Annotated in this window: 25 protein-coding genes; 15 read left to right on the top strand and 10 right to left on the bottom strand. The window is 71.9% G+C overall.

Going from position 1 to position 26,280, the window contains the following annotated elements; translation table 11 throughout:
• Positions 1–17: 17 nt before the first annotated feature.
• Genes R2740_RS13310 through R2740_RS13320 form a run of 3 tightly spaced genes read left to right on the top strand, consistent with a single transcriptional unit; the run spans position 18 to position 4,135 of the window.
• The gene (locus tag R2740_RS13310) at positions 18–1,580 is read left to right on the top strand and encodes an FMN-binding glutamate synthase family protein (protein ID WP_371303170.1); all 1,563 of its coding nucleotides are present in this window, start codon (positions 18–20) and stop codon (positions 1,578–1,580) included.
• A complete protein-coding gene (locus R2740_RS13315; RefSeq protein ID WP_371303171.1) occupies positions 1,577–3,304 on the top strand; it encodes a thiamine pyrophosphate-dependent enzyme in 1,728 nt (575 codons plus the stop codon). Before R2740_RS13310 ends, R2740_RS13315 begins: the two co-directional genes overlap by 4 nt.
• A 6-nt stretch (positions 3,305–3,310) precedes the next feature.
• Positions 3,311–4,135 carry a class II glutamine amidotransferase gene (locus tag R2740_RS13320; protein ID WP_371303172.1) on the top strand — a complete coding sequence of 275 codons (825 nt, stop codon included), beginning with the start codon at positions 3,311–3,313 and terminating at the stop codon, positions 4,133–4,135.
• A 422-nt stretch (positions 4,136–4,557) separates the two neighbouring features.
• On the opposite strand, the gene R2740_RS13325 is transcribed toward R2740_RS13320, so the two are convergent.
• Positions 4,558–5,205: a response regulator gene (locus R2740_RS13325; protein ID WP_371303173.1), complete on the bottom strand. Its 648-nt coding sequence runs from the start codon at positions 5,203–5,205 to the stop codon at positions 4,558–4,560.
• Positions 5,196–6,485, bottom strand: coding sequence for a sensor histidine kinase (locus R2740_RS13330; protein WP_371303174.1), 1,290 nt, complete (start codon positions 6,483–6,485; stop codon positions 5,196–5,198). The genes R2740_RS13325 and R2740_RS13330 overlap by 10 nt, the downstream gene beginning before the upstream one ends.
• A gap of 233 nt (positions 6,486–6,718) precedes the next feature.
• Between R2740_RS13330 and R2740_RS13335 the strand changes: the two genes are divergently transcribed.
• Positions 6,719–6,895, top strand: a complete 177-nt coding sequence (locus R2740_RS13335; RefSeq protein WP_371303175.1) for a hypothetical protein — start codon at positions 6,719–6,721, stop codon at positions 6,893–6,895.
• 310 nt (positions 6,896–7,205) lie between these two features.
• Positions 7,206–7,832 (top strand): hypothetical protein, encoded by a 627-nt coding sequence (locus tag R2740_RS13340; RefSeq protein WP_371303176.1) that lies wholly within the window; start codon positions 7,206–7,208, stop codon positions 7,830–7,832.
• Positions 7,833–7,987: 155 nt separating this feature from the next.
• On the opposite strand, the gene R2740_RS13345 is transcribed toward R2740_RS13340, so the two are convergent.
• Entirely contained in the window at positions 7,988–8,596 is a 609-nt protein-coding gene (locus R2740_RS13345; protein ID WP_371303177.1) for a TetR/AcrR family transcriptional regulator, read from the bottom strand.
• A 98-nt stretch (positions 8,597–8,694) separates the two neighbouring features.
• Here R2740_RS13345 and R2740_RS13350 point away from each other — a divergent pair, with 98 nt between their 5' ends.
• Positions 8,695–9,897, top strand: a complete 1,203-nt coding sequence (locus R2740_RS13350; protein WP_371303178.1) for an aminomethyltransferase family protein — start codon at positions 8,695–8,697, stop codon at positions 9,895–9,897.
• Between the two features lies 1 nt (position 9,898).
• Complete coding sequence (locus tag R2740_RS13355; RefSeq protein ID WP_371303179.1) at positions 9,899–11,539, top strand: phytoene desaturase family protein; 1,641 nt, start codon at positions 9,899–9,901, stop codon at positions 11,537–11,539.
• Between the two features lie 21 nt (positions 11,540–11,560).
• On the opposite strand, the gene R2740_RS13360 is transcribed toward R2740_RS13355, so the two are convergent.
• Positions 11,561–11,995, bottom strand: coding sequence for a MaoC family dehydratase (locus tag R2740_RS13360; RefSeq protein ID WP_371303180.1), 435 nt, complete (start codon positions 11,993–11,995; stop codon positions 11,561–11,563).
• Positions 11,996–12,331: 336 nt separating this feature from the next.
• Between R2740_RS13360 and R2740_RS13365 the strand changes: the two genes are divergently transcribed.
• Entirely contained in the window at positions 12,332–12,697 is a 366-nt protein-coding gene (locus R2740_RS13365; RefSeq protein WP_371303181.1) for a hypothetical protein, read from the top strand.
• A 111-nt stretch (positions 12,698–12,808) separates the two neighbouring features.
• Here R2740_RS13365 and R2740_RS13370 read toward each other — a convergent pair whose 3' ends face one another.
• The gene (locus R2740_RS13370; RefSeq protein ID WP_371303182.1) at positions 12,809–15,052 is read right to left on the bottom strand and encodes an MMPL family transporter; all 2,244 of its coding nucleotides are present in this window, start codon (positions 15,050–15,052) and stop codon (positions 12,809–12,811) included.
• Positions 15,053–15,189: 137 nt separating this feature from the next.
• Between R2740_RS13370 and R2740_RS13375 the strand changes: the two genes are divergently transcribed.
• Entirely contained in the window at positions 15,190–15,732 is a 543-nt protein-coding gene (locus R2740_RS13375; protein ID WP_371303183.1) for a TetR/AcrR family transcriptional regulator, read from the top strand.
• A gap of 27 nt (positions 15,733–15,759) precedes the next feature.
• Here the strand turns inward: R2740_RS13375 and R2740_RS13380 are convergent, their stop codons facing one another.
• Positions 15,760–16,986, bottom strand: coding sequence for an MFS transporter (locus tag R2740_RS13380; RefSeq protein ID WP_371303184.1), 1,227 nt, complete (start codon positions 16,984–16,986; stop codon positions 15,760–15,762).
• Between the two features lie 53 nt (positions 16,987–17,039).
• Here R2740_RS13380 and R2740_RS13385 point away from each other — a divergent pair, with 53 nt between their 5' ends.
• On the top strand, positions 17,040–17,381 hold the full coding sequence (locus R2740_RS13385; protein ID WP_371303185.1) for a DUF2200 domain-containing protein: 342 nt from the start codon (positions 17,040–17,042) through the stop codon (positions 17,379–17,381).
• 26 nt (positions 17,382–17,407) lie between these two features.
• Here R2740_RS13385 and R2740_RS13390 read toward each other — a convergent pair whose 3' ends face one another.
• Complete coding sequence (locus R2740_RS13390; protein ID WP_371303186.1) at positions 17,408–17,752, bottom strand: cupin domain-containing protein; 345 nt, start codon at positions 17,750–17,752, stop codon at positions 17,408–17,410.
• Between the two features lie 189 nt (positions 17,753–17,941).
• On the opposite strand from R2740_RS13390, the gene R2740_RS13395 reads away from it, so the two are divergent.
• The 4 genes from R2740_RS13395 to R2740_RS13410 all read left to right on the top strand — a co-directional run bounded on the left by R2740_RS13395 (position 17,942) and on the right by R2740_RS13410 (position 20,845).
• Positions 17,942–18,316: a YciI family protein gene (locus R2740_RS13395; RefSeq protein WP_371303202.1), complete on the top strand. Its 375-nt coding sequence runs from the start codon at positions 17,942–17,944 to the stop codon at positions 18,314–18,316.
• A gap of 38 nt (positions 18,317–18,354) precedes the next feature.
• Positions 18,355–19,659, top strand: coding sequence for an RNA polymerase sigma factor (locus tag R2740_RS13400; protein ID WP_371303187.1), 1,305 nt, complete (start codon positions 18,355–18,357; stop codon positions 19,657–19,659).
• A gap of 119 nt (positions 19,660–19,778) precedes the next feature.
• Positions 19,779–20,291, top strand: coding sequence for a DUF4234 domain-containing protein (locus R2740_RS13405; RefSeq protein WP_371303188.1), 513 nt, complete (start codon positions 19,779–19,781; stop codon positions 20,289–20,291).
• A gap of 29 nt (positions 20,292–20,320) precedes the next feature.
• Entirely contained in the window at positions 20,321–20,845 is a 525-nt protein-coding gene (locus R2740_RS13410) for a hypothetical protein (RefSeq protein ID WP_371303189.1), read from the top strand.
• Between the two features lie 27 nt (positions 20,846–20,872).
• Here R2740_RS13410 and R2740_RS13415 read toward each other — a convergent pair whose 3' ends face one another.
• On the bottom strand, positions 20,873–21,214 hold the full coding sequence (locus R2740_RS13415; protein ID WP_371303190.1) for a metallopeptidase family protein: 342 nt from the start codon (positions 21,212–21,214) through the stop codon (positions 20,873–20,875).
• Positions 21,215–21,262: 48 nt separating this feature from the next.
• Positions 21,263–22,069 carry an alpha/beta fold hydrolase gene (locus R2740_RS13420; RefSeq protein ID WP_371303191.1) on the bottom strand — a complete coding sequence of 269 codons (807 nt, stop codon included), beginning with the start codon at positions 22,067–22,069 and terminating at the stop codon, positions 21,263–21,265.
• Between the two features lie 297 nt (positions 22,070–22,366).
• Between R2740_RS13420 and R2740_RS13425 the strand changes: the two genes are divergently transcribed.
• A complete protein-coding gene (locus tag R2740_RS13425) occupies positions 22,367–24,052 on the top strand; it encodes a PASTA domain-containing protein (protein WP_371303192.1) in 1,686 nt (561 codons plus the stop codon).
• A 982-nt stretch (positions 24,053–25,034) separates the two neighbouring features.
• Here R2740_RS13425 and R2740_RS13430 read toward each other — a convergent pair.
• A protein-coding gene (locus R2740_RS13430; protein WP_371303193.1) for an IS3 family transposase occupies positions 25,035–26,200 on the bottom strand; the annotation gives its coding sequence in 2 pieces (ribosomal slippage) (positions 25,035–25,913 and positions 25,916–26,200; 1,164 coding nt in all).
• Between the last annotated feature and the right edge of the window lie 80 nt (positions 26,201–26,280).

Here is a 26,280-nt window from a genome sequence, read left to right on the forward strand (position 1 = left end):
ACATCTCCCGCCCTGTCATGAGGCGCCCGTCCGCCGCGAGCATCACCGCCGCCGTCGGCGGGTCCCTGGCCGCCCTCGCCGTCCGTGACCTCCTCCAGCGCAGACACTCGGTCCTGCGCAACTATCCGGTGGTCGGCCATCTGCGCTACCTGCTCGAGGACCTCCGCCCCGAGCTGCAGCAGTACTTCATCGAGCGCGACTGGGACGGCCGTCCCTTCGACCGGGACACCCGCTCGATCATCTACGAACGCGCGAAGGGCACCCTCGAGGAACAGCCGTTCGGCACCGAGCTGGAGGTCAACGAGGTGGGCCAGGAGTGGCTGGTCCACTCGACCGCTCCGGTGCCCGAGCCCTCCGAGCCGCCGCGGGTGACGATCGGCGGTCCCGACTGCGCCCGGCCCTACTCCATGTCGCTGGTCAACGTGTCGGCGATGAGCTTCGGGGCGCTGTCCGCCAACGCGATCCGGGCCCTCAACAAGGGGGCTGCGATGGGCGGCTTCGCCCACGACACCGGCGAGGGCGGCCTGTCGCCGTACCACCTCGAGCACGGCGGCGACCTGGTCTGGGAGATCGGCACCGGCTACTTCTCGACGCGGAACAAGGACGGCGACTTCGACGCTGCCGAGTTCGGGGACAAGTCCGCGAACGACGCGGTGAAGATGGTCTCGCTCAAGCTCAGCCAGGGGGCCAAGCCCGGCATCGGTGGGGTGCTGCCGGCGGCCAAGGTCTCGAAGGAGATCGCCGAGATCCGTGAGGTGCCGCAGGGCGAGAAGTGCGTCAGCCCGCCGTCCCACCGGGTCTTCTCGACCCCCACCGAGCTGGTGGAGTTCATCGCCCGGATGCGCGAGCTCGCGGGCGGCAAGCCGGCCGGCTTCAAGCTCTGCGTCGGCAGCCGTGTCGACGTGCTGGCGATCTGCAAGGCGATGCTGGAGGTCGGCTCCACCCCCGACTTCATCATCGTGGACGGGTCGGAGGGCGGCACCGGGGCGGCGCCCCTGGAGTTCGAGGACCACATGGGCATGCCGCTGACCTACGGCCTGATGACGCTGCACAACGCCCTCGTCGGCGCGGGCCTGCGTGACCGGGTCCGGATCGGCGCCAGCGGCAAGGTCGCCACCGGCAGCGACGTGGTCAAGCGGCTGATCCAGGGTGCCGACTACACCAACTCGGCGCGCTCGATGATGATGGCGGTCGGGTGCATCCAGGCCAAGCGCTGCCACACCGACACCTGCCCGGTCGGGGTCGCCACCCAGAGCGCCCGGCGGCAGCGGGCGCTCGATGTCGACGACAAGGCCGACCGGGCCCGGCGCTACCAGGAGGGCACCGTCGCCGAGGCGGTGAAGCTGATGGCCGCGATGGGGGTCGCCGACCCCGCCGACCTCGAGGCCACCATGTTGCGGCGCAACGTGTCGGTGTCCGAGCACCGGTCCTATGCCGAGCTGTTCGAGTGGCTGGAGCCGGGAGAGCTGCTGGCCGAGCCACCGGAGGACTGGGCCGCCGACTGGGCACTGGCCAGCGCGGACACCTTCCACCCGGAGTGGCGCGCCGCCGGCCGTCGTACCAGCAGGAGGAGCGCATGACCACCGTCGCCGAGTCGATCATCGAGGCGCTCGCGGAGGGTGGCGTCACCCAGGTGTGGGGCGTGGTGGGCGACGCGCTCAACCCGGTCACCGACGCCATCCGACGCCAGGACGGCATGGAGTGGATCGGGGTGCGCCACGAGGAGGCTGCGGCCTTCGCCGCGGGCGCCCAGGCTCAGCTCACCGGCACCCTCGGCGTCTGCATGGGCACCGTCGGGCCGGGCTCGATCCACCTGCTCAACGGTCTGTACGACGCGAAGAAGTCGCACGCTCCCGTGCTCGCCATCGCCGGTCAGGTGCCGTCGGCGGAGATCGGCACGGACTACTTCCAGGAGGTCGACAACGACAAGCTCTTCGCCGACGTGGCGGTCTTCGCCCAGACCCTCACCTCGGCCGAGCAGCTGCCGCACGTGCTCGAGCAGGCGGTCAACGCGGCGTACGCCCATCGCGGCGTCGCGGTGCTGACGCTGCCCGGCGACGTCGGCGACCTGGAGCTGCCGAAGCGCTCGCAGCCGGCCCGCTTCGTGACCCCGACCGCGGCGCCCGCGGCCGGTCACGACCAGGTGGCCGCGGCCGCGGCGGCGCTCACCGAGGGGGACCCGACGGTGACGCTGCTGGTCGGCTGCGGTGCCCGCGACGCCCGCGAGGAGGTGCTCGCGCTCGCCGACCGGCTGGCGGCGCCGATGGTGCTGACCCTCAAGGCCAAGGAGGGCCTCGAGGACGACAACCCGTTCGAGATCGGGCAGTCCGGGCTGATCGGCAACCCGGCGACCGCGACCGCCTTCGACGGGTGCGACGTGCTGTTCATGATCGGCACCGACTTCCCCTACCGGGACTTCCTGCCCACCGACGCGACCATCCTCCAGCTCGACCTCGACGGCGGCCACGTCGGCCGCCGGGCGCCGGTCGACCTGCCGCTCGTCGGCGATGCGAAGGCCACGCTCGCTGAGCTGCTGCCGATGCTGACGGCGCGGGAGGACCGGTCGCACCTGGAGAAGTGCACCACCGAGTACGCCGCCTGGCGCAGCGAGCAGGCTCGGCTGGTCGACCCCGACCACGACGAGACCCTGGTCGGCAAGGTCCGCGCCGTCTTCGACAACCCCGACGAGCGGATCCGGCCGGAGGTCGTGGCGGCCGCGGTCGACCGCCACGCCGCCGACGACACGATCTTCACCAGCGACACCGGCATGTCCACCGTCTGGCTGGCCCGCTTCGTGACGCTGCGCGGCCGGCGCCGGCTGCTGGGCTCCTACAACCTCGGCTCGATGGCCAACGCCATGCCCCAGGCACTGGGCGCGCAGGCGCTGGACCGGAGCCGCCCGGTGACGGCGTTCTGCGGTGACGGCGGACTGATGATGCTGCTCGGCGACCTCCGCACCGCAGTGACCTACGACCTGCCCGTGCGCTTCGTGGTCTTCGACAACGGGCGGCTGGGCATGGTCAAGCTGGAGCAGGAGCAAGGGGGGCTCCCGGAGTTCGGCACCGAGCTCGACAACCCCGACCTGGCCGCGGTCGCGGCCGCCATGGGTCTGGAGAGCCGCCGCGTCGTCGACCCCGACGAGGTCGACGAGGCGGTCGCCTGGGCCTTCGGCCGGCCCGGCCCGGTCCTGCTGGACGTGGTGACGAACCCCGACGAGATCGCGCTGCCGCCCAAGCCGAAGCTCTCCCAGGCGTGGGGGTTCGCCATCGCCAAGAGCACCGAGTTCCTGACCAGTCGGCGATGATGTGAGGTGTGCCGACTCTTCGGGCTGAGCGCCGGGCGTGAGCAGGTCGCCGCGACCTTCTGGCTGCTGGGTGCGTCCGACAGCCTGGAACTGCAGTCGCATCGCAACCCCGACGGCACCGGGCTCGGGACGTTCGACGAGGCCGGTCGGCCGGTGGTCGAGAAGCAGCCTCTGGCGGCGTACGACGACCGCGCCTTCGCCGAGGAGGCACGTGAGCGGCACAGCTCGACGTTCGTCGCGCACGTGCGCTACGCGACCGGGACCCCGCACACACTGGCCAACACCCACCCCTTCGAGATGGACGGGCGGCTGTGCGCCCACAACGGCGTGGTCGGCGGGCTCGATGTGCTCGAGGATGAGCTGGGTCCCGACCTCGAGCGGGTGCGCGGCGACACCGACTCCGAGCGGGTCTTCGCGCTGGTGACCCGCGAGACCGCCCGCGCCGGCGGCGACGTGTCCGCGGGGATCGCGGCGGCGCTGGGCTGGCTGGCCGAGAACGTGCCCGTGCTGGCCGTCAACCTGGTGATCACCACCGCGCACGAGCTGTGGGCGGTCCGCTGGCCGCAGACGCACGACCTGCTGGTCCTGGACCGGCGCGGCGAGCGCCGTGCCCTCGACCACCGCAGCAGCCACGGCACCCGCGTGCACTCCCCGGAGCTCGCCTCCGCCCCCAGCGTGGTGGTCGCCAGCGAGCGGCTCGACGGGTCACCTGGCTGGCGGATGCTCGAACCGGGACACCTGCTGCACGTCGGTCCGGAGCTGTCGCTCACGACCACCGCGGTGGTCGGGCCGCCGCGGCACCGGCTCGAGCTCCACGACCCCGCGGGCTGACCTTCCGGCTCGCCCCCGGTCGCCGTGGTTGCGTCATCCGGATCGATCGCTGGAGCGGCCGGTTGGTATGACGCCCTAGGTGGGCCGTGGTGGCGTCATCCGGGTCGAGCGCTGGGGCGGCCGGGGCGTATGACGTCCCAGTGAGGCCCGGGTGGTTGCGTCATCCGGGTCGAGCGCTGGGGCGGCCGGTTGGTATGACGTCCTGGTGAGGTCCGGCGGCGGGCCGTGCCTACTGGTGCGTACGCAGCAGGGGACGCGTCGTACGCACCAGTAGACATCCCTCCGCCGACCCGCCGCCGGGGCTCCCGCCGCTCGTGCGCGTCGTGTGTCTCAGCCGTCGCAGTCCCCGCGGGGGCGATCACACGACCCAGTCGGCGACCCGGCCACCCGACCCGCCCCCCCCCACCCGCCCACCGGCCGGCCTAGGTCGCCTGCAGCCAGGCCAGCACCGCCAGCACCCGCCGGTGGTCCTCGGCGGCGGGCAGCAACCCGAGCTTGGTGAAGATCGAGCTGATGTGCTTCTCGACGGCACCCGCGCTGAGCACCAGCTCCTCGCCGACGCCGCTGTTGGAGCGGCCCTCGGCCATCAGCCGGAGCACGTCACGCTCCCGCGGTGTCAGTGCCGCCAGCGGGTCCGCGTGCCGGCGGCGCGCCAGCAGCTGCTCCACCACCTCGTGGTCGAGCACGGTGCCACCGGCGGCCACCGTCTCCAGGGCCCGGGCCAGCTTGTCGAGGTCGCTGACCCGGTCCTTGAGCAGGTAGCCCACGGCGCCGTCCGCGGCCGCGAGCAGCTCCTCGGCGTAGGACATCTCGACGTACTGGCTCAGGACCAGCACTCCGACCTCGGCGTGCTCACGACGGATCTGCACGGCCGCCCGGAGCCCGTCGTCGGTGTTGGTCGGTGGCATCCGGATGTCGACGACGGCCAGGTCGGGCCGGTGTGTCGCGACGGCCTCCAGCAGCGAGGGAGCGTCGTCGACGGCGGCCACCACCTCGTGGCCCGCCTCGGCGAGCAGCCGCGCCAGCCCCTCGCGCAGCAGCGCCGAGTCGTCGGCGACGATCACGCGCACGGGATCACCGCCCGCACCGTCGTCGGGCCACCCTCGGGGCTCTCGACGCCCAGGGACCCGTCGAGCGCGGCGACCCGGTCGGCGAGACCGGCCAGCCCATGGCCCTTGGCCAGTGACGCGCCACCGACCCCGTTGTCGATCACCTCCACGGCGAGCCGGCCGTCGCCGGTCCACGCGCGCACCGTCGCCGCGGTGGCGCCGCTGTGCTTGGCCACGTTGGCGAGCGCCTCGCTGGCGACGAAGTACGCCGCGGTCTCGACGGGGGCGGCGTACCGCTGGGGGAGCTGTAGCTGCGCGGAGGTCGGCACCGTCGACCGGTCGGCGAGCGCGGTGAGCGCCGCGGCGAGGCCGCGGTCGGCGAGGATGGGCGGCGCGATGCCGCGGGTGAGCGCCCGCAGCTCGGCGAGCGCGTCGGCGGTCTGGGCGCGTGCCTCGGTGACGATGGCCGCGGCGGCGGTGCCGTCGTCGGCGGCCAGCCGGCGCTCGGCGGCGGCGAGGTCCATCTGCAGTCGCACCAGTCGCTGCTGCGGCCCGTCGTGCAGGTCGCGCTCGAGCCGGCGCAGCGAGTCGACCTCGGCGGTGGCGGCGGCGGTACGACTCTCGGTGAGCGTGGTGATCCGGTCCTGGAGGTGGGCGACGTAGCGGTTGCCGAGGAGGCTGGAGGAGAACGTCGTCTGCACCCAGGTGCACCCGCGCAGCACCGGGATCAGCGTGACCAGGAAGAGCACCCCGAGGAGCAGCTGGGTGAACCACTCCGGCCACGGCAGATCGAGGGCATCGGTCAACGTCCAGTCGTCGTCGTTGGTGGGGAGCGCGCGGCTCCACAGCCAGTAGGTCACCCCGCCACCAGCACCCGCGATCCACGTCACCGCGATCGACCAGGTGACCGTCGCCAGCGCGAAGACGAGCATGCCGTGCAGCGCGTCGAGCCAGGCCTGGGTGTCACGCAGCCGGTCCCACCACCGGCGCAGCCAGCCGCCCTGCGGGTCGATCGGTCGGTACGCCGCCAGCACCGGCGTCCCGGTGGTCAGCTCCACCCGCCACCGCTCGACAGCCGCGAACAGCCGCGCCACCTGCAACGTCACCACCAGCACCGGGATCCCGAGCAGGGTGATGAGCAGTCCGAGACCGGTGCTGAGCCCGGTGACCAGCACCGTGAAGGAGACCAGCGCGATCGGGAAGCCGGTCAGCAGGTAGGCCGCGTCTTTGCCCAGCTGGGCAAGAACGGTGGGCTTCATCTCGGCCTCGGGGTGGCTCGCGGGCAGGGTGGTCGTCGTCATGCTCCCACTGTCCGGCTCGGGTGGCCCGTCGGGCGATCCTGGTGGCCGCCGAGCCCGGGTGGGGTTATCCCCCGTCCCGACCCCTGTAGTCCCGCGACGCTCGGCGCCGCGATGTCTACTGGTGCGTACGACGCACCAGCCGCGTCGTACGCACCAGTAGACATCCCCCAAGACATCCCCCACCGGGGGCGCGACCCTGGTGCTCGGACGCTGATCGGGGTTAGCGTCGATCGATGGACCAGCAAGTCGAAGCTCTCATCGACGAGCTGCTGGACGACCCGGCCAACGTCGTCGACCCGGGCGCCGTCCTGGCTCGGATCGACCATCCGTCGTGTCGCTGGGCGTCGGTCAACAGCGCGCTGCGCGATCCGCGCGGTTGCCACCCCGGATGCCCGAGCAGCAGCCGATGAAGGACATGTTCGGGCGCTGGATGATCTACTCCCGAGGAGAGAAGCATCTCCAGCTCCGACGCCGCTTCTCGGGCTACTTCGGGCCACGCCAGGCCGAGTCGTTCCGGGACACCATCGAGGCCCGCCTCGGGGTGGTGCTGGACGACGTGGCACCGCGCGGCGAGATGGACGTCTTCACCGACGTCGCGCAGCCGATCACGCTTCCGCTGATCCTCGACACGATGGGCATCCCGTCGGAGGACCGGCGGGCCTCACCGAGCTGCTCGAGATCTTCGAGGAGGCGATCCCTCGTCAGGGAGACCCGGAGTGGGTGGCGAAGGGCGAGGCCGCCGTCGGGCGCATCATGGACATCTTCGAGGACTACCTGGCCGAGCGTCATCACCACCCTCAAGACGACTTCCTCACCGACCTCGTCCGCACGGCTCGGCGACCACGAGGAGCCGCGGGACGTCGCGGCCAACGCCTGTTCCTGCTCAGCAACGCGTTCGGCAACACCCCGACCCTGGTGGCCGGGACCATCGGCCTGCTGCTGGACAACCCGGAGGTGGCGGCGGCGATGCAGCGTGGCGAGCTGACGCTCGACCAGGTGACGGAGGAAGGCGCCCGGCTGCTGACGCCCATCACCTATGCCCTCAGCGCCGGTGACACCGACGACGATGAGTGGGAGACCCACTATCTGGCGGCCGCCAACCGAGATGCGCAGGAGTTCGCCGCCCCGGACGTGTTCGATCCGGCGCGCGTCCCCAACCGGCACCTCACCTTCCTCGTCGGCCCGCACGCCTGCCTGGGGGCCTCGGTGGCCAAGCTCATCACCGGCGTGGTCGCCGAGCAGACCCTGCGCCGGTTGCCGGGGCTGCGACGCTCCCGGCCGCCCACCTGGAGCGCGGCCGCGCCGCTCCACCGGCTCGCCCACCTGCCGGTCGCCTGGGACGTCTGACTCGTGCCGGCCGCCGCAGCGCCGGCCCGCCAGATGTCTACTGGTGCGTACGACGCACCAGCCGCGTCGTACGCACCAGTAGACATGCCCGAGGAGGGCGCCCGTCACCCGGCCTGCCGGCGGTGGGGAGCGCATCCTCGCGGCCGCGGACCGGCCTACCGCGACAGCGTGCCGGGAGTCAGCCCCAGCTCCCGCTCGGCGGCCTGACGAGACCAGAGGTCGGCCTGCTCGGCGGTGAGCACGTCGCCGTGGGCGACCACCTGGAGGGACAGCCCGTCGAGCAGTGACAGCACGCGCCAGGCGGCGGCACCGGGGGAGTCGGCCACGGTCATCGTCCCCGCGGCCGAGCCCTCGGCGATGACCGACGCCAGCAACGCCTGCCACTCCTCGTTGAGCCGGCGCGAGCTTCGCTGCAGGGCGGGGCGGCGCGCGGCCTCGGCCCACGCGTCCAGCCAGACCTGCATCCCTTCGTCGCCGTCGGAGCGGGCGTAGGTGTCGAAGAAGAGCCGGAGCCGCTCCAGGGGCGACGAACCCGCCGCGACCGCCGCGACCGTCTCCGCCAGGTCGGCCCGGGCGACCCGCTCGAACGCCACCGCCACCAGCTCGTCCATCGACGCGTAGTAGTGGTGGATCAGCCCGCTGGACACGCCGAGCTCGGCGGCGACGTCGCGCACGGTCACCGCGGCGATGCCGCGCCGTTCCAGCACGGAGAGCGTGGCGGCCACGATCGCCTCGCGCCGGTCCGCCGGGCTCATCCGCGCCATGGACGAACCCTACCGACCCTATTGCGCAACCGTCCAACAACTCCCTACCCTGGACCGACGGGCCGCCCGGACCGCCGGCGGCAGAAGCGAGGCACGCCATGAGGATCAAGACCACGCCCTTCTATCCCCGCCTGGTCGAGCTCAACCACACCGGCCTGTGGTCGCACTGGGCCGGCCACCTCTCGGCCACCCGCTACGACTTCTCCGCCAAGTACGAGTACTTCGGCGTCCGCAACGCCGCGGCGTACTTCGACGCCTCCCCGCTGTTCAAGTTCTGGATCCGTGGGCGCGACGCGGAGCACTTCCTCGCCAGGGCGATGGCCCGCGACGTACGCAGCCTCAAGCCCGGCCGTGCGCAGTACACCGTCTGGTGCGACGACGAGGGCTTCGTCATGGAGGACGGGGTGCTCTTCCGTCACGCCGCCGACGAGTTCATGCTCACCGCCGCCGAGCCCAACCTCTCCCACCTGAGGACCCTGGCCCGGGGCAAGCAGGTCGAGATCGTCGAGGTCAGCGAGGACTACGCCGTCCTGGCGCTGCAGGGTCCCCGGTCCCGCGCGATCCTCGAGCCGCTCGCCCCCGAGATCGCCGACCTCTCCTACTTCTCCTTCACCCCGGCCAAGGTCGCCGGCCATCCGGTCACCATCAGCCGCACCGGCTTCACCGGCGACCTCGGCTATGAGCTGATGATCCCCTCCGACGACGCGCTCGACGTGCTCGACGCCCTCATCGAGGCGGGGGAGCCGCACCAGCTGCGACCGTTCGGCGAGGAGGCGCTCAACATGGCGCGGATCGAGGCCGGTCTCCCGCTGATCGGCGCGGAGTTCACCTCGGCCCGCTACGCCTACAACGACGCCGAGCGGTTCACCCCCACCGAGCTGGGCCTGGGCTGGCTGCTGCGCGGCATCGACGACGACTCGCGGCCGTTCGTCGGTCGCACCGCGATCCGCCGCGAGCTCGCCGACAAGACGTCGCGCTGGGCGACCGTCGGCATCGCCGTCGACCAGGCCGCCTACTTCGAGCTCTTCGACTCCCACGGGGTCATCCCCGTGATGGACGAGATCCCGGTGCCCTGGGAGACCATGCTGTACGACGACTCCGGCGAGCGAGCGGGCTATGCCACCAGCCTGATGTACTCCCCGATGGTGCAGCGCTACATCGGCATCGCCCGGGTCAGGCCCGAGCTCGCGGCGCCCGGTGGCACCGTCCACGTGGAGGAGACGGTCAACCACGAGTACCTCACCGTCCCCGCGGAGATCACGTCCCTGCCCTTCTTCAACCCCGAGCGGAAGCTGGCCTGACATGGCGAAGTCCTCGACGAAGCCCTCGACCCACCACTACGACGCGATCGTCGTCGGCGGCGGCCACAACGGCCTCACCAACGCGGCGTACCTCGCGAAGTCCGGGCTGCGCACCCTGCTGCTCGAGCGCCGGACGTTCGTCGGCGGCGCCGCGATCACCGAGGAGCTCCACCCGGGCTTCTCGTTCACGACGTTCTCCTATGCGCTGAGCCTGATCCGGCCCGAGATCGTGCAGGAGCTCGACCTGGTCAAGCACGGCTTCATGCCGCTCTACATGCGGTCGAGCTTCGCCCCGATGGACAACGGGGACTACCTCATCACCGGCCCGGACCGCGAGGAGAACCTCAACGAGATCCGCCGGCACTCCCGGGCCGACGCGGACGCGATGGAGCGCTTCGAGTTCGACCTGTCCCGGGTCCAGCAGTTCGTCAAGCCGCTCTTCGACAACATGGCGCCCAACATCTTCAGCGGGGCGCCGGAGGACCAGGAGCAGGTGGCCTGGATGCTCAAGCACCTCGGGTCGGCCCCGCCCAAGGTCGTGCACGACACGGTGCGCCTGCTCTTCGGCTCGATCGCCGACTTCGTCGAGGACTACTTCGAGTCCGAGATCGTCAAGGCCAGCCTCGCCAGCCCGGCCATCGTCGGCGCCAAGCTGGGCCCGATGTCACCGGGCTCCGGGCTGGTCTTCCTCTACCTGGCGATGGGCGAGCACGACGGCGCGCTCGGGGCCTGGTCGTTCCACAAGGGCGGCAACGGCGGCTTCACCCAGGTGCTGGCCCGGGCGGCGCAGTCCTTCGGCTGCGAGATCCGCCTCGACTCCGCCGTGTCGCACGTGGTCACCTCGGGCGGTCGGGCCACCGGCGTCGTGCTCGAGGACGGCACCGAGTTCACCGCGCCGGTGGTGGTCAGCGCGCTCGACCCGCGGCGTACCTTCACCGAGCTGGTCGACCCCCTCGAGCTGCCGACCGACCTGGTCGACGCGATCCGCCGCTACCGGTTCACCGGGATGGCCTCCAAGGTCAACTTCGCCCTGGACGGCCCGCCGGTCTATCCCGGGCTCGAGGGGCGCACCGACCACTACCAGGGCTTCATCAACGTCGCGCCGACCATCGAGTACGTCGAGCGCGCCTGGGACACCGCGAAGTACGGCTGGTACTCCGAGCGGCCCTACCTCGACTGCAGCATCCAGTCCTTCATCGACCCCGACATGGCGCCGCCCGGCAAGCACGTGATGTCGTGCTTCACCCAGTACACCCCCTACCACCTGAAGCACCCCGACGGCACCCCGGCCAACTGGGACGACGAGCGCGACAACCTCGGCGACGTGGTGCAGCGGACCCTGGCCGGGTTCTTCCCCGGCTTCGACGACCTGGTGCTGCACCGCGAGGTCGTCACCCCGCTCGACATCGAGCGCACCACCGGGCTGAGCGAGGGCAACATCTATGCCGGGGAGTTCCTCGCGCAGCAGATGTACTTCTTCCGCCCGGCCCCCGGCTACTCCGACTACCGCACCCCCATCGAGGGCTACTACCAGTGCGGCTCCGGCACCCACCCCGGCGGCTGCGTGATCGGCGCCCCCGGCCGCTTCGCCTCCCAGCAGGTGGTCAAGGACCTTGCGGCGAAGGGCGCGAAGAAGGGCTGACTCGTTCCTGGCGCGACCCGCTCAGGTCAGGTCGAAGGTCCAGCACACCGCCGTACCGTCGATCAGCACCTCGCCGTCGTCGCGGACGACCCGAGTGACCAGCTCGGTGATCGGCTTGTCCGGTCGCACCGAGGTCACCTCGACCTCGCCGGTGATGGTGTCGCCCGGGCGGGTGGGGGCCAGGAACCGCCAGCGCGTCTCGAGGAACACCGTCCCGGGGCCGGGCAGGCGCTCGGCCACGACGGCGTTCAGGATGGCGGTGGTGACCCCGCCCTGCACCACGATCCCGCCGAGCCGGGTGCGCGCCGCGACCTCGGCGTCGTAGTGGACCGGGTTGCGGTCGCCGCTGATCGCGGTGAAGCGCGCGATGTCCTCGGCCTCGACGGTGCGGCTCATCGAGGCCCGGTCGCCGACCTGGGGTGCTCCCGTGGGCCAGGCGCTCGCCGCATCACTCACGGGGGAGGACGGTACGCCGCTCGGTCGATGTTTGTCATCACATGCCGAGGTCCCCGGCGGACCCTCTCGGAATCGGACCGCCGGGAACCCCAGCCGGTGCTCCGCCCTGGTCGCCGTCCCGGATCGGGTTGGGTCCAGGTCCCCCTGTGCGGGTCACCTGTCGGACATCCGCGTACTGATGGTCACCCCCCAGTGGCTCATCAGACCCCATGCCGCGAGTCATCCACCGATGAGACGGGCGCGGCCCGCGGTCATGACGCGAAGTTCGGCCCGGTCTTGTGACTTCTTCCTACTCCGCCACCCAGGCAGCAGGACCGCGCGCCTAGGCTGACCGGCATGCCTCCCCGCGTGCTGGTGGTCGGACTGGACCCATACCGCGTGCCCGGGCCGTGGGACCCCGAGCCCGTGAGCGAGGCGATCCGGGCGGGGATGGCCGGGCTCGCGGAACGGGGGTTCGACGCGCGGTCCTGCCTGGTCGGGCTCGACGGCAGCGAGGACGTCGAGGCGACGGTCGCGGCGGCGCTGGTCACCGGGCCGTGGGACGCGGTCCTGGTCGGTGGTGGGCTGCGCACCGAGGAGACCCTGGAGGTGTTCGAGGCGGTGCTCAACCTGGTGCACCGACTCGCCCCGGCCGCGGCCATCGCGCTGAACAGCCGCCCCGATGATCTCGCCACCGCCGTGGAGCGGGCCCTCGCTCGCTGATCCCGGGGTGGGCGGTGGTGCGCCTCCGAGGAGCGAGATCGTCGATTTCGGACCAGAAAACAGCGATTTGGCTCCTCGGAGGAGGACCCCGCAGGAGGACCCGGAGGCCGCTCAGCGCGTCCCGGCAGGCACGTCCGCGGCGGCGACCTCGCCCAGCTCCCGGGTCAGCGCCTCGCCCTCGATGTCGAGGTCGGGCAGCAGCCGGTCGAGCCATCGGGGCAGCCACCACATCCGCTCACCCACCAGGTGCATCACGGCCGGCACGATCACCATGCGCACCAGGAACGCGTCGGCCAGCACACCCACCGCCAGCGCGAACCCCATCGCCTTGATGATCGGGTCGTGACCGGTGATGAAGCCCGCGAACACCCCGACCATGATCAGCGCGGCGGCCGTGACCACCCGGGCGCTGTGCGCGAAGCCCTCGATGACCGACGCGCGCGCCTCCCGGCCGTGCACGTGCTCCTCGCGCATCCGCGACACCAGGAACACCTCGTAGTCCATGGCGAGCCCGAAGAGGATGCCGGTCAGCAGCAGCGGCAGGATGAACACCACCGGCGACGAGACGTCGAGCCCGAACAGCCCCTGCAGCCATCCCCACTGGAATACCGCCACCGTCGCGCCGAGTGACATCCCGATCGACAGCAGGAAGCCGAGGGTCGCCTTGAGTGGCACCAGGACCGACCGGAACACCAGCATCAGCAGCAGGAACGCCAGCCCGACCACCACGACGAGGTACGTCGGGAACGCGTCCTGGAGGGTCTGGGAGATGTCGACACCGGCGGCCGTCTGGCCGGTGACGTACGCCGTCGCTCCGGTCTCGTCGGGCAGCGAGGCGAGGGCGGCGCGCAGCTCCGTCACCAGGTCCTTGGTCGCCTGGTCGGACGGCCCGCTCGCCGGGACCACGGTGATGGTGGCGAAGCCGACCTGCTGCAGCTGCGCCTGGTAGGCGGCGTAGGCCTCCGGGTCGGCAGGGTCGGCGACCTGCGGGATCACCGCGGCGACATCGTCCTGGACAGACGTCACCGCGGCGATCGCTGCGGTGACCGCGGCCTCCGCGTCGTCGACCCCCATGGTGTCGACCACGACGGCCAGCGGTCCGTTGGTGCCCGGACCGAACTTGTCCGAGATCAGGTCATAGGCCTTGCGGGCCTGGCTCGAGGCCGGCTGGGTGCCGTTGTCCGGCAGGGCCAGCTCCATCGTCGTCACCGGGAACGCGACCGTCCCGGCCACTAGGAGCGCCGCGACCAGCGCGGACACCCGGTGGCGGGCCACCAGCCCGACCCAGCGGCGGCCCTGCGTCGGGGTGCTCGCGTCCCCCTCGGGGTCGCGCTCCTTCAGGCCGGGGATGTGTCCGTCGGTGACGTGCCGCCCCGCGACCGACAACAGCGCGGGCAGCAGCGTGAGAGCGATCAGCACCGCGATCGCCACGGTGGCGGCGGCGGCCAGGCCCATCTGGGTGAGGAAGGAGATGCCGACCAAGGAGAGCCCGGTCAGCGCGATGATCACGGTGAGGCCGGCGAACACCACGGCCGAGCCGGCGGTGCCGGCCGCGATGCCGGCGGCCTCCTCGTGCTCCCGACCCCGCATCACCTCGTGCTTGAACCTGGCCATGATGAACAGCGCGTAGTCGATGCCGACCGCGAGGCCGAGCATGCTGGCCAACGCAGGTGTCGTGGAGGACAGCTCGACGAAGCCGGTCAGGGTGGTGATGCCGAGCAGCCCGATCGCGACGCCGATGACCGCGGTGAGCAGCGGCATCCCGGCGGCGACGAGTGATCCGAGCGTCACCGCGAGGACGACGAGCGCGATGATGATGCCGATGGCCTCGCCGCTGCCCGGGCCCGGCGTCTCCTGGAGGGCGTCGCCGCCGACGTACGCCGTGAAGCCGTCGTCGCGCAGGGTCGTGGCCGCCTCGGTGAGGGCGTCCTTGTCGGTCGTCGACAGCTCACCGGCCTGGCGGTCGTAGGTGATCACGGCGTAGGCCGTGGTCCCGTCCTGCGACACCGCGCCGGTGACGAAGGGGTCGGCGATGCTGAGCACGTGCCGCGTCTGGACGCCGGCCAGCGCGGCGCCGATCGCCCGCTTCGACGCCGGGCTGGTCAGCTGCTCGCCCTCGGGCGCCTCGACGACGAGCTGGGCGGTGGCGCCGTCGGCGTTGGCCCCGGTGCGCTCCTTGATCAGGGCGAACGCCTGGCTGGACTCGGTGTCCGGGAGCTCGAAGCGGTCGCTGGTCCGGCCGGCGAGCGTGGTGGCTCCCACGCCGCCCAGGACCAGCAGGGCGAGCCACGCGCCGATCACCCAGGAGCGGTGCCGGAAGCTCCACCGCCCGAGGCGGTACAGGTAGATGGCCATCGTGGCCGCTCCTCTCGTCGCCCCGGGATCAGCCGGGCGCTCGGTGTCCGGGCCACCCGTCGGGTGAAGGGGAGCCGTCAAAAATGGAGGTTACTTCCAGTTTCGGAGTAACTCCAAATCCGGACTAGACTGCGGCCATGGGTCTGCGGGAGATCAACGCCGAACGCACGCGGCAGCTCATCGTCGAGGCGGCGATGGAGCTGTTCTTCACCCGCGGCTACGACGAGACGACGATGGAGGACGTGGCCGCCCATGCCGGGATCGGCAACTCCACGCTCTACCGCTACTTCCCGACCAAGGACCAGCTCGGGTCCTCGCTGCTGGGTGACCCCGGGCTGATGGCCGAGGAGCTGGCGTCCCGCCCGGTCGACGAGCCGATCGAGCAGGCGCTCGGGCGAGCGCTGCTGGCCTTCCTGCAGACGCGCAGCGAGGACCGGCAACGGGGCGAGTCCTTCCGGCAGCTGCTCAGCGACAACCCCCGGCTCGGGATGCGGGTCGTCGAGTGGCTGATGGAGACCCATGACCTGCTGTCCGCGGCGGTCGCGGCCCGTCAGGGCCGCGAGCCCGGTGATCTCTCGTCGCGGGCCGCCGCCTGGTCGGCGGTCTTCGTGCTCCAGGAGGTGGGGCCGCCACCGACGCCGGCGACACCCGCGACGGGGTGGTCATCGCGCGCGAGGTGATGCGCACCCTGGCTCGCGCCGAGGTGGTCACGCCCCGGGCGTGAGGAGCGGCTGCAGCCGCAGCATCGCGACGGCGCCGAGGAGCGGCCCGAGGCCGAGGAGGGCGACGGCGACCGGCCAGCCGGCCGCCTGTTGGACCAGGGGCACGCCCTGGATCGTCACCACCGTGAGCAGGAAGCCGACGGCGGTCTGGAAGGTGAGCGCGGTGCCCGTCCACTGCGGGTCGACGACGCGGGTGGTGGCGGCGGAGAACAGCGCGGAGTCGGCGATCACCGAGGTGCCCCAGACCGCCAGCAGCGGGAGCAGCAGCCACAGCGGGCCGCCGTACGCCAGGCCGGCAAGCAGGCAGCACAGCCCACTGGTGACCATGGCGACCGCGGCGGTCCGCCCGAGCCCCCAGCGGTCGCCCACCCGGCCGCCCAGGAGGCAGCCGACCGGTCCGCAGATGCCGATCGCCGCGAACGCCACCGCCCCGCGCACGGCCCCGCCGACGGGGTGTCCGGCCGCGGCCGCGCTGGCCGCGAAGTACGCCGGCAGCCAGGTCCACACGGCGTACAGCTCCCACATGTGGCCGAAGTAGCCCAGGTTGGCCAGCCGGGGACCGCGCTGCCGCAGCAGCGAGATCGCGACCCCCGGCCGGAAGGCGGGCGGCTGGGCGGTGTGCGGGCCGAGCCGGGTGCGGGAGGCGATCAGCGCGGCCAGCGCGGCGGACGCGGCCGCCACCAGCAGGCTGGCCCGCCAGGCGTCCCCCAGGGAGCCGCCGACCAGCTGCGGCACCGCCGACCCGAGGGTCAGCGCGCCGACCAGGATGCCGAGGGCGAGGCCGCGACGCTCGAGGAACCAGCTGCTCGCGAGCTTGAGGCCGACCGGATAGACCAGTGCCAGGCAGGTTCCGGTCAGCAGCCGCAGCACCGCCGCGGTCCACACGTCGTGCGCGACCAGGGCGACCAGCGCGGTGCAGGTCGCCGCGCCGAGCGCGCCGAGGGTCATCACCCGCGGTGCGGGGAACCGGTCCGGCAGGTTGACGAACGCCGACGTCAGCGCCCCGATGACGAACCCGACCTGGACGGCGATCGTCAGCAGCGGCACCTGCGCGCCGGTCAGCCCCCACTCCTCCTTGATCGCGGGCGCCACGGCCGAGGCGGCGAACCAGGTGCTGAGCGCCAGCACCTGCGCGCTGGCGACGAGGGCCAGCTCGCGGGCCGGGCTCGGTGTCACCTCCGCGGTGGGCCCGCCGCCGGCTGTCGTCCTCACGACGGGCAGTCTCGCGCACTCCGCGCGAACCCGCTGGTCGCTAGCATCGCCGGATGCACCGCATCTTCACCACGAGCGTGTCGGACGTCTACCCGCACTACGTCGCCAAGGCCGAGCGCAAGGGCCGCACCCGGGCCGAGGTCGACGAGGTGACCCGTTGGCTGACCGGCTTCGACGAGGCGGAGCTCACGGGACACCTCGAGGCGGGGACGACGTTCGAGGACTTCTTCGCCGGCGCACACCTCAACCCCCACGCGTCGCTGATCACCGGCAGCGTCTGCGGCGTGAAGGTGCAGGAGGTGGAGGACCCGCTGATGCGCAAGATCCGCTACCTCGACAAGCTGGTCGACGAGCTGGCCAAGGGCCGGCCGATGGAGAAGATCCTCCGCGGTTGAGGCCGCAGCGCCGATGGGCCGACGGCCTAGTCCGCCGACACGATGTCGACGGAGATCTCGACCGCCGTGACGGAACCACGGTTCTCGAGCCAGTGCAGGGTGTGCCGGTCCTCGGGCCAGCCGAGGCCCGGCCCGTAGTCGGTGGTCACGCCGTCGCGGTGGTCGGTGATCATCCCCTCCAGGACGATCACGATCCCCGGACGACCCCGATGGTCGTGACGCGGGCCGAACACGGCTCCCGGCTCCATCGTCACCCGGCGCATCCGCAGCTGCCGGCCCTCCAGGCCGTCGATCTCCGGCCCGAGGTCGACGGTGCCCAGCAGCTCCACCGACACGCCCCTGGTCTCCTGCGCCCCACCGTCCTCGCTCATCGCGCTCCCTCTCCGTGCGGGCGCCCGCAGTCGGGCGTCCGTGACATCGTGCACCCGTCGCGCGGCGGCGTCATCAGGCGCGATGCTGGCCACTCGGAGAAATTCTCGGTAGCGATGTCGAGATCCGCCGTCGCCGGTCGACGTAGGGGCGAGAAGGCACCACCACAGCAACCACAGGGAGTGATCGAGATGCCACGCTTCATGGGATTCGTGCGGATGGCGGAGGGCGTCGGCACGCCGCCGCAGTCGCTGTTCGAGGCGATGGACCAGCACATCGGCGAGCGCGCCGCCGCGGGGGTCTTCCTCGACGGCGGTGGGCTCTACGGCACGGAGGACGCGGTGAACTTCGTCGTCCGCGGCGGTGAGGTCAGCCGGGTCGACGGGCCCTACGCCGAGGCCAAGGAGGTGGTCGGCGGCTGGGCGATCATGCAGTACGACTCGCTGGAGGACGCCGTCGCCGACCAGCGCGAGTTCGCCGAGCTGCACGCCAAGCACTGGCCCGAGGTCACCGTGGTCGCCACGCTGCGGCAGATCTCCGACGGTCCCGAGCCGCCCACCGAGTGAGCGCCGCCTGACGACCTGGGGCTCACTACGCTGGCCGGGTGCCGGCCGACCCCAGGAGCGATGACCCGCGCGACGACACCAGTCGGGCCATCGTCGCCGCGTGGCGGGCCGAGTCGGCCCGCCTCGTCGGCGCCCTGACCCGGATGACCCGCGACGTCGGGCTCGCGGAGGACCTGGCCCAGGACGCGCTGGTCGCCGCGCTCGAGCAGTGGCCCGCGGCCGGCGTACCGGACAACCCGGCGGCGTGGCTGATGACCACGGCCAAGCGACGCGGCATCGACCACGTCCGCCGTGCCGACACGCTGCGGCACAAGCTGGCCGAGCTCGAGCGTGCCAGCGAGGGAGGTGAGGAGCAGATGCCCGACCTCGACGCGCAGGTCGACCACATCGAGGACGACGTGCTCCGGCTGATCTTCCTGACCTGTCACCCCTCGTTGACCCCGGAGTCGCGCGCCGCGCTCACGCTGCGGCTGGTCGGCGGCCTCACCACCGCCGAGATCGCCCGCGGCTTCCTGGCCTCCGAGACGACGATGGGTCAGCGCATCTCGCGGGCCAAGCGGACGCTGGCGGAGTCGCACGCGGAGTTCGAGCTGCCGACGGGGGAGGAGCGGACGCAGCGCCTCGACGACGTGATGGCCGTGGTCTACCTGATCTTCAACGAGGGCTACACCGCCACCGCCGGCGACGACTGGATGCGCCCCGACCTCGCGCACGAGGCGATCCGGCTGGCGCGGATGCTGGCCGCACTCGCGCCCGAGGAGCCGGAGGTGCTCGGCCTCCAGGCGCTGCTGGAGATCCAGGGCTCGCGGATCCCCGCCCGGCTCGACGACGAGGGGGCACCGGTGCTGCTGGAGGCCCAGGACCGGACCCGGTGGGACCAGCTGCTGGTCCGGCGCGGGCTGGCCGCGCTGCAACGGGCCGAGCTGCTCGCCGCCCGCGGGACCCCGGTCGGCCGCTACTTCCTGCAGGCCTCGATCGCCGCGGAGCATGCCCGCGCGTCGCGCGCCGAGGACACCGACTGGCGCCGCATCGCCGTGCTGTACGACGTCCTCGCCGAGGCCGCTCCCGGCCCGGTCGTCGAGGTCAACCGCGCGGTGGCACACGGCCGAGCCTTCGGCCCACCCGCCGGGCTCGCCGTGCTCGACGCCCTCGAGCCCGAGGTCCTTCGCGACTCCTCGCTCGTCCCGAGCGTGCGCGGCGACCTGCTCGAGCGCGCCGGCCGGTGGGCCGAGGCGGCGGAGGCGTTCGCCGCCGCGGTCGCCCTCACCCGCAACGCCGGGGAGCGAGTCCTGCTGCAGCGTCGGGCCGAGGAGAACCTGGAGCGGGCGGCGTACCCCGACTGAGGTGGTGCCACCTGCGGTCCGACACGCAGGGTGTTTTCGCCCATCGCCGGACGCGACGCGGAGGACCGCCTAGGCTGCGCCACGCGTCGACTGACGCGACCACGACGTCAAGGAGCCCCATGTCGGACATGAACCCGCCCACCCCGCCGCCCGCTCCCGAGCCCGCCCCGCCGGTGATGGGCCAGCCGGCGGCGGGCCAGCCGGTGATGGGCCACCCGGCGCCTGCCGGCGCCATGATGCCGGCCCCTGCGGCGGCTCCCATGATGGCGCCGCCGCTGGGCCAGATCCGCAGCACCGGCACCTGCATCCTGCTGACGATCGTCACCTTCGGGATCTACACGTGGTACTGGTACTACAAGACCCACGAGGAGATGAAGCGTCACAGCGGCGCCGGCATCGGCGGCGGCCTGGCGCTGGTCCTGGCCATCTTCGCGGGCATCGTGATGCCGTTCGTCACCTCGAGCGAGGTCGGCGGCCTCTACCAGCGCCGCGGCCAGCAGCCGCCGGTCAGCGCGGCGACCGGCCTGTGGGCACTGCTGCTCGGCTGGTTCTTCTTCATCGGGCTGTTCGTCTGGTTCATCAAGACCAACGACGCCCTCAACAGCTACTGGCGATCGCTGGGCGCCCGCTGAGCGGGCCGATTCTTCGCCCCCTGGCCTGCGTGGCCCTCGTGGTCGCGCTGGCCGGGTGCGCCGAGCCGTCGGGCCCGGACCCTGTTGCGTCGTCGGCCCCCGGCTCGGCCGGCTCGTCGATCGGCGCCGTCCAGGTGACTCCGTGCACGGCCGGCCGGCCACAGCGATCGACGCGCTACGACTTCAACCGCGACTGGCAGACCCGTGACCTGCTGGTGGGCGTCGATGCCGGGGACTATGTGGGTGGGACCGCCGCCTTCACGGGCGCGGACTTCGTCGAGGTGGGACAGCTCCTGGGCTCCGGTTTCATGGACCCCTACGAGCGGCAGAACGCCGCGCCGTCGACGTGGGCGATCTTCCAGTTCCTCTGTCGCCACCCGGAGGTGACCGCCGCGGGCTACGTCGTCTCACCCGAGCGGACCGACTATCGCACCAGCCTCGAGGGGGTGTACTCCGCCAGCATTGATCCCGGGCTGGAGCGGGACGCTCGCGTGCTCTGTCGCCATGCCTCGCTGAAGACCTTCCGCGGTCACGTCGACTGCTTCTGGGACTGAGGGCCCGCCGCCTGGCGGGCGCGCGGCTCACCAGCCGAGCTGACGCAGCCGGGCGTCGCCGATCCCGAAGTGGTGCCCCACCTCGTGGACGACCGTGCGCCGCACCTGGGCGGCGACCTCGTCGTCGCTGTCGCAGATCCGGCAGATGGCGCGTCGATAGATCGTGATCCGGTCCGGCAGCGCGCCGGCGTAGGTCGTCGTACGCCGGGTCAGCGGCACGCCCTGGTAGAGCCCGAGCAGCCCCGGTCGGCCGGCACCGTGCTCCACGGTGACGGCCACGTTGCTCATCAGCGCGCCCAGGTCGTCGGGGAGCCCGTCGAGCGCCTCGGACACCATCTGCTCGAACCGCTCGGGCTCCACGTCGATCACGGTTCCAGTGTCGCTCGCGATCCCACATCGGTGATCTCGTCGGCGGGGTCAGGAGGCGAGCAGCTCGTTGATCGCCTCGGCGACGAGGTCGGGATGGTCCTCGGGGGTGAAGTGGCTGCCCCCGGGGATGCGGCGTACCTCCGTGCCGAGGTCGGCGGCCAGCCGTTCGCCGAAGTGAAGCTTCTGGAAGGGGTCGTCCGCGCCCCACACCACCCGCGCGGGGAGCCCGAGGTCGGGCAGCCGGTCGGCGATCGACAGGGTGTCGCGGGCGTCGAGGGACGTCAGCTGGGCCATCAGCGAACGGGCCGCGCCGTGTGCGGCGTAGTGCTCCCAGTGCACGGCTGACGACTCCGTCGCCATCGCCTCGCTGTCGTGACCCTGCCGCATGACCTGCGCGAAGGAGCGGCGCATGAACGCGTCGGGCAGGTGCCGCAGGAGGGGCGCCAGGCGCGCCGACGCCTTCGCGCTCGCGACCGGCCAGGAGTCGTAGCAGACCGCGTTGGTGAGGACCAGCCCGGAGAACCGCTCGGGGGCGCGGACGGCGGCGATCTGCGCGACCCCGCCGCCGAGGTCGTGACCGACCAGGACCGGGCGGTCCAGGTCCTGGGTGTCCAGCCAGGTCAGCAGCCGGCCGGCCTGCGCCGCAAGCGAGAGGTCGAGCCCCGCGCCGTCGGGGATGCTGGCGCCGTAGCCGGCCATCTCCCAGGCCAGACTGCGGCCCTGCACCAGGGGCTGCACGTGCCGCCACAGCCCGGCCGAGGCCGGTACGCCGTGGACGAGCACCACGGGTCGTCCCGCACCGTGCTCGACCCAGCGCGTGGTCAGCCCGTCGTTCTCCGTGACTCGGGTCTCCATCGCGTCCTCACCGCCCGGACCGGGTGGCGGGTGCCGGGCTGAGGTGCCAGCCTTGCAGATCGGTCGGGCTTTGACACCTGCCCGATGACCCGGCCGGCGCCGGCCGGGCGGGCGGCGGTGTATCACGGGCCCGGGACCTCGGGTCTTCCTGATATGCGCGTCCCCCTCTGGCGGGGCCGGCCCTGGCGTGACAGGCGGCCGAGCTCCCAGAACACCCCCGATCAACGGTGGTCGGTCGGGTCGCGCCCTCGCCGAGGGTCGTGGGACGCCGGCCGGCTGCTCCTGGCGCCGGTCGGCGTGACGGCTCTCCTCGTGGTCGCCGTCGGTGCGGCCTGGGAGCCCGCCGTCCAGGCGGCGAGCCCGGTCGAACTGACCCTCACCCTGACTCCGGACCAGGGGCCTCCGGGAACAGTCGTCCAGGTGCACCTGGAGGGGTTCGGTTCCTGCATCGACACCATCGAGTCCGCCGATGGGTCGGTCACGTTCCTGTGGGACGACGCGGACATCCCCCTGGAGGCGGCCGTCGCCGAGGACGGCGTGGTCGACACGGAGTTCACGGTCGCCGAGGCCTCGACCATCGGCGAGCACCAGGTCACGGCGAGGTGCGTGCAGGACAGCAAGCTGACGGCGTCGGCGCCGTTCACCGTGACCGGACCCACCGAAGTACCCGCGGTGGTGCCCCCGCTGCTCAACGGGACCGTCGCCGCCGCGCGCCAGGCGCTGGAGGATGCCGGGCTCGAGCTGGGCGAGGTCGAAGGTGAGGGTGACCTGGTCGTCGAGCAGTCTCCGGTCGCCGGGCGCGAGGTGGAGCCCGGAAGCCGTGTGGACATCGTCCTGGGCTCGGCACCGACCGACACCGTCGAGGTCCCGGACGTGATCGGCCAGCGGGTCGAGGAGGCGACGGCCGAGCTCGAGGGGCTCGGTCTGGCGGTCGGACCGGTCACCGGCGACGGCGAGGTCGTCGCCAGCCAGTTCCCGGCACCCGGGAGCGAGGTCGAGCCGGGGACACCGGTCGCACTCCTCCTGGTGCCCGACCCCGACGCCCGCGTGGTGGTCCCCGATCTCGAGGGCCGGTCACTCCCGGAGGCTGCCGAGCTGCTCGCCGGCGAGGGCCTGGGCATCGGGATCGTCGACGGCACGGGTGACCTGGTGCGCGCACAGACGCCGAGGCCGGGCGCGGTGGTGCCGGTCGGCAGCCGGGTCAACGTGAGCCTCCAGCCGGCCGTCGAGCCGGCGGAGCTGGTGACGGTGCCCGACCTGTCCACGCTCACCTTGGCGGAGGCCCGTGCCGTCTGCGCCCGCCTCGGCCTGGACCTGGTCGAGCCCGTCGGCGCCGACGGCCGCATCGTCGGGCAGCAGCCCGCCGCCGGGGTCCGGTCCCCGTGGGGACGGCCGTCACGGTCATCGTCGAGGACCCGATCATCACCCCACGGCTGCTCTCCCTCGCAGCGGTCGTCCTGGTGGCCGCGCCGTGATCGCGGCCGTCCGGGCGCTACGCGGCCGGGGACCCCGCCGGCGGTGACCACCGAGTTCACGCCGCATCCGGGTCCGCCGGACCAGGTCGCGATCGGGGAGGCGGGCGGCACGCTCGGTCCCCCGGAGCCGCATCGAGCTCGTGCCCAGGGCGGGCACGAGCAGGTCGAGCTGGAAGGAACACAGATGAACGACCTCCCGCGCCTCTCGGTGGACAGCACCGCCGTCTCCGTCCTCCTCGACGGCGGCTCGGGTCGGACTCGACCGAGGCCGCGCTCGAGGGCGCCCTGCGTCAGCGGTCGGCGGCGGGTCGGTCACCGGACGTCGTACGCGAGCGGAAGCCGTCCACGATCGGCTCCATCGACGCCCAGCTGGCACGCCTCGCGGGCGCCCTCCTGCACGTCGACATCGCTGACGCCCTGCTCGCCGGCTGGCAGCGCCATGCCGAGATCCTCGGCGCGGCCGAGCGTACGGCGTCCGACCCCGGCTCGAAGGAGGTCGTCGAGCTGAGCAAGCACCGCATCAGCTTCAAGCGGTCGCCACGCGTCGCCCTGCGGATCGACGGCCACCTCGTGCACACCTACACCTTCGACCTGGAGATCGGCCTCGGGTCGTCGAGGCTGCCGCCGCCCTCTCCCTCCGGCAGCCTCGTCTCGGTGAGACCGGGCCATGCACTGCTCTGGTGATGCTCTGCCTCGACCAGCAGCTGTTGGCCGAGCCTCGGCAGGCCCTGTCGCCGAACCTCAGGATCATCCTCGACCCACCCCTCAGGCTGGTCTCGACTCCGGTGCAGCCGTCGCGGTGACCGCCTCGTCGGGACGTGCGTGTCCGGCGTCGGGCAGTGTCGCCTGGGGTTGACAGGATCGACGATCCCCGCGCTCGCCGGCTTCCGCGGCGGTGTGGCATGGCCGCCTTCGCGGCTACCAGGACATGAGCGTCCCAGCAGCGACGAAGCGGTTGCTCCGTTGTTGTGCGCCACTCCTTGAGGTCCCGTCGGGGTAATGTGTCTCCGTAGTCCCTCCGGCTCCATGGACACGCCAGCGCGGAGTGAGTCGGGCACATCGTTGCGGCCGCCGTCGTGTCGTTCGGATCTTTGGCCGAGGCGCCACTCCAATCATGTTCTGACATTGGAGACGCCATGTGCACAAAGGTCCCGTATGCCCACCGTTGGCTGGCTCGACAGATGCTCGTCCGACTCCGCGCGAAGGGCAGGTCCGTTCGCTCGATCCACCCCTGCTTTACGGACCATCCAGGTGCCTGGCACGTGACCAGTCAGTCCGGCCGCCGGTGGTAAGGCCTTCGAAGGGGGCTAGCGGAAGCACACCTCGCGCGCCGGCTGGCGGCGGTGGACGCTCATCAAAGAAGCTATTGCCTCAGAGGGCAATAGGTGTTGCCGACAAGTCCAGATCCTGCGCTTATGAGTTGGGGCCAGGCCGAGGCGGCTCTAGAGGTCGGCGAGCGGGTCTGCTGCACGAATCGGTGACAGTTCGGGTTAGGCCGCCTGGGTGGCGGTTGTGGTCATGATCAGCTCGTATTCGATGGGGGTCAACCGTCCGAGTGCGGCTTGGCGTCGACGGCGGTGGTAGGTCCTTTCGATCCAGGTCACGATCGCGATCCGTAGCTCTTCTCGGGTGTTCCAGACCCGGCGGTTGAGGACGTTCTTCTGGAGCAGGCTGAAGAAGGACTCCATCGCGGCGTTGTCGCCGGCGGCACCGACACGTCCCATCGAGCCGACCATTGCGTGTCGGTTGAGCTGGTGGGCCACCTTCCTGGAACGGAACTGCGACCCGCGGTCGGTGTGGACCACACAGCCGGCCACGTCACCGCGCCGGGTGATGGCGTTGTCCAGCGCGGCCACGGCCAGCCGGGACTTCATCCGTGAGTCGATGGAGTAGCCCACGATCCGGTTGGAGAAGACGTCCTTGACCGCGCACAGGTAGAGCTTGCCCTCCCGGGTGGGGTGCTCGGTGATGTCGGCCAGCCACAGCTGGTTCGGCCCGGCCGCGGTGAAGTCGCGGCGGACCAGGTCGTCGTGGACCGGCGGGCCGGGCTTCTTGCCGTTGCGGCCACGCTTCTTCCCGAAACTCGACCACCAGCCCAGCTGGGAGCAGAGCCTCCATCCGGTCCGCTCGGCCATCGGCTCCCCAGCGGCACGTGCTTCGTCGACCAGGAACCGGTAGCCGAACTCCGGGTCGTCACGGTGGGCGTCGAACAGGGCGTTGGCCCGGTAGGCCGCGGTCAGCTCGGCGTCGGTGACCGGCGATGCGAGCCAGCGGTAGTAGGGCTGACGCGCGATCTTCAGCACCCGGCACGTCACCGCGACGGGGATCCCGTCGGCGGCCAGCTCGCGGACGAGCGGGTACATCATTTTCCCGGCAGATGAGCCTGCGACAGATACGCAGCCGCACGACGCAGGACCTCGTTCTCCTGCTCCAGCAACTTGATCCGCTTGTTCGCCTCGCGCAGCTCCGCGGACTCATTCGCAGCCCGACCAGCCGGCGAGGGGCTCGCGGACTCCCGGTCATCGATCGACAGCCACCGCTTCAGACACGACGGCGAGATACCGAAGTCCTTCGCGACCTGAGCCATCGAGGCATCCGAGTCGCGGTAGACCCGGATCACGTCCGCACGGAACTCCTTAGGAAACGCCTTCGGCATGGTGCACATCCTTCCAGCGCCGACATACATCGACGCAGATCAGATGTCACCCATCCGTGCAGCAGACCCGTTGACCGCTT

Source organism: Nocardioides sp. (assembly GCF_041393715.1).
In the GTDB taxonomy this organism is placed as follows: Bacteria; Actinomycetota; Actinomycetes; order Propionibacteriales; family Nocardioidaceae; genus Nocardioides.

Bases quoted from the DNA above. Each gene is read 5' to 3' on its own strand.
- R2740_RS13310 (WP_371303170.1), top strand. From the start codon at position 18: ATGAGGCGCCCGTCCGCCGCGAGCATCACCGCCGCCGTCGGCGGGTCC.
- R2740_RS13315 (WP_371303171.1), top strand. From the start codon at position 1,577: ATGACCACCGTCGCCGAGTCGATCATCGAGGCGCTCGCGGAGGGTGGC.
- R2740_RS13330 (WP_371303174.1), bottom strand. From the start codon at position 6,485: ATGACGACGACCACCCTGCCCGCGAGCCACCCCGAGGCCGAGATGAAG.
- R2740_RS13335 (WP_371303175.1), top strand. From the start codon at position 6,719: ATGGACCAGCAAGTCGAAGCTCTCATCGACGAGCTGCTGGACGACCCG.
- R2740_RS13345 (WP_371303177.1), bottom strand. From the start codon at position 8,596: ATGGCGCGGATGAGCCCGGCGGACCGGCGCGAGGCGATCGTGGCCGCC.
- R2740_RS13350 (WP_371303178.1), top strand. From the start codon at position 8,695: ATGAGGATCAAGACCACGCCCTTCTATCCCCGCCTGGTCGAGCTCAAC.
- R2740_RS13355 (WP_371303179.1), top strand. From the start codon at position 9,899: ATGGCGAAGTCCTCGACGAAGCCCTCGACCCACCACTACGACGCGATC.
- R2740_RS13365 (WP_371303181.1), top strand. From the start codon at position 12,332: ATGCCTCCCCGCGTGCTGGTGGTCGGACTGGACCCATACCGCGTGCCC.
- R2740_RS13370 (WP_371303182.1), bottom strand. From the start codon at position 15,052: ATGGCCATCTACCTGTACCGCCTCGGGCGGTGGAGCTTCCGGCACCGC.
- R2740_RS13375 (WP_371303183.1), top strand. From the start codon at position 15,190: ATGGGTCTGCGGGAGATCAACGCCGAACGCACGCGGCAGCTCATCGTC.
- R2740_RS13385 (WP_371303185.1), top strand. From the start codon at position 17,040: ATGCACCGCATCTTCACCACGAGCGTGTCGGACGTCTACCCGCACTAC.
- R2740_RS13390 (WP_371303186.1), bottom strand. From the start codon at position 17,752: ATGAGCGAGGACGGTGGGGCGCAGGAGACCAGGGGCGTGTCGGTGGAG.
- R2740_RS13395 (WP_371303202.1), top strand. From the start codon at position 17,942: ATGCCACGCTTCATGGGATTCGTGCGGATGGCGGAGGGCGTCGGCACG.
- R2740_RS13405 (WP_371303188.1), top strand. From the start codon at position 19,779: ATGTCGGACATGAACCCGCCCACCCCGCCGCCCGCTCCCGAGCCCGCC.
- R2740_RS13420 (WP_371303191.1), bottom strand. From the start codon at position 22,069: ATGGAGACCCGAGTCACGGAGAACGACGGGCTGACCACGCGCTGGGTC.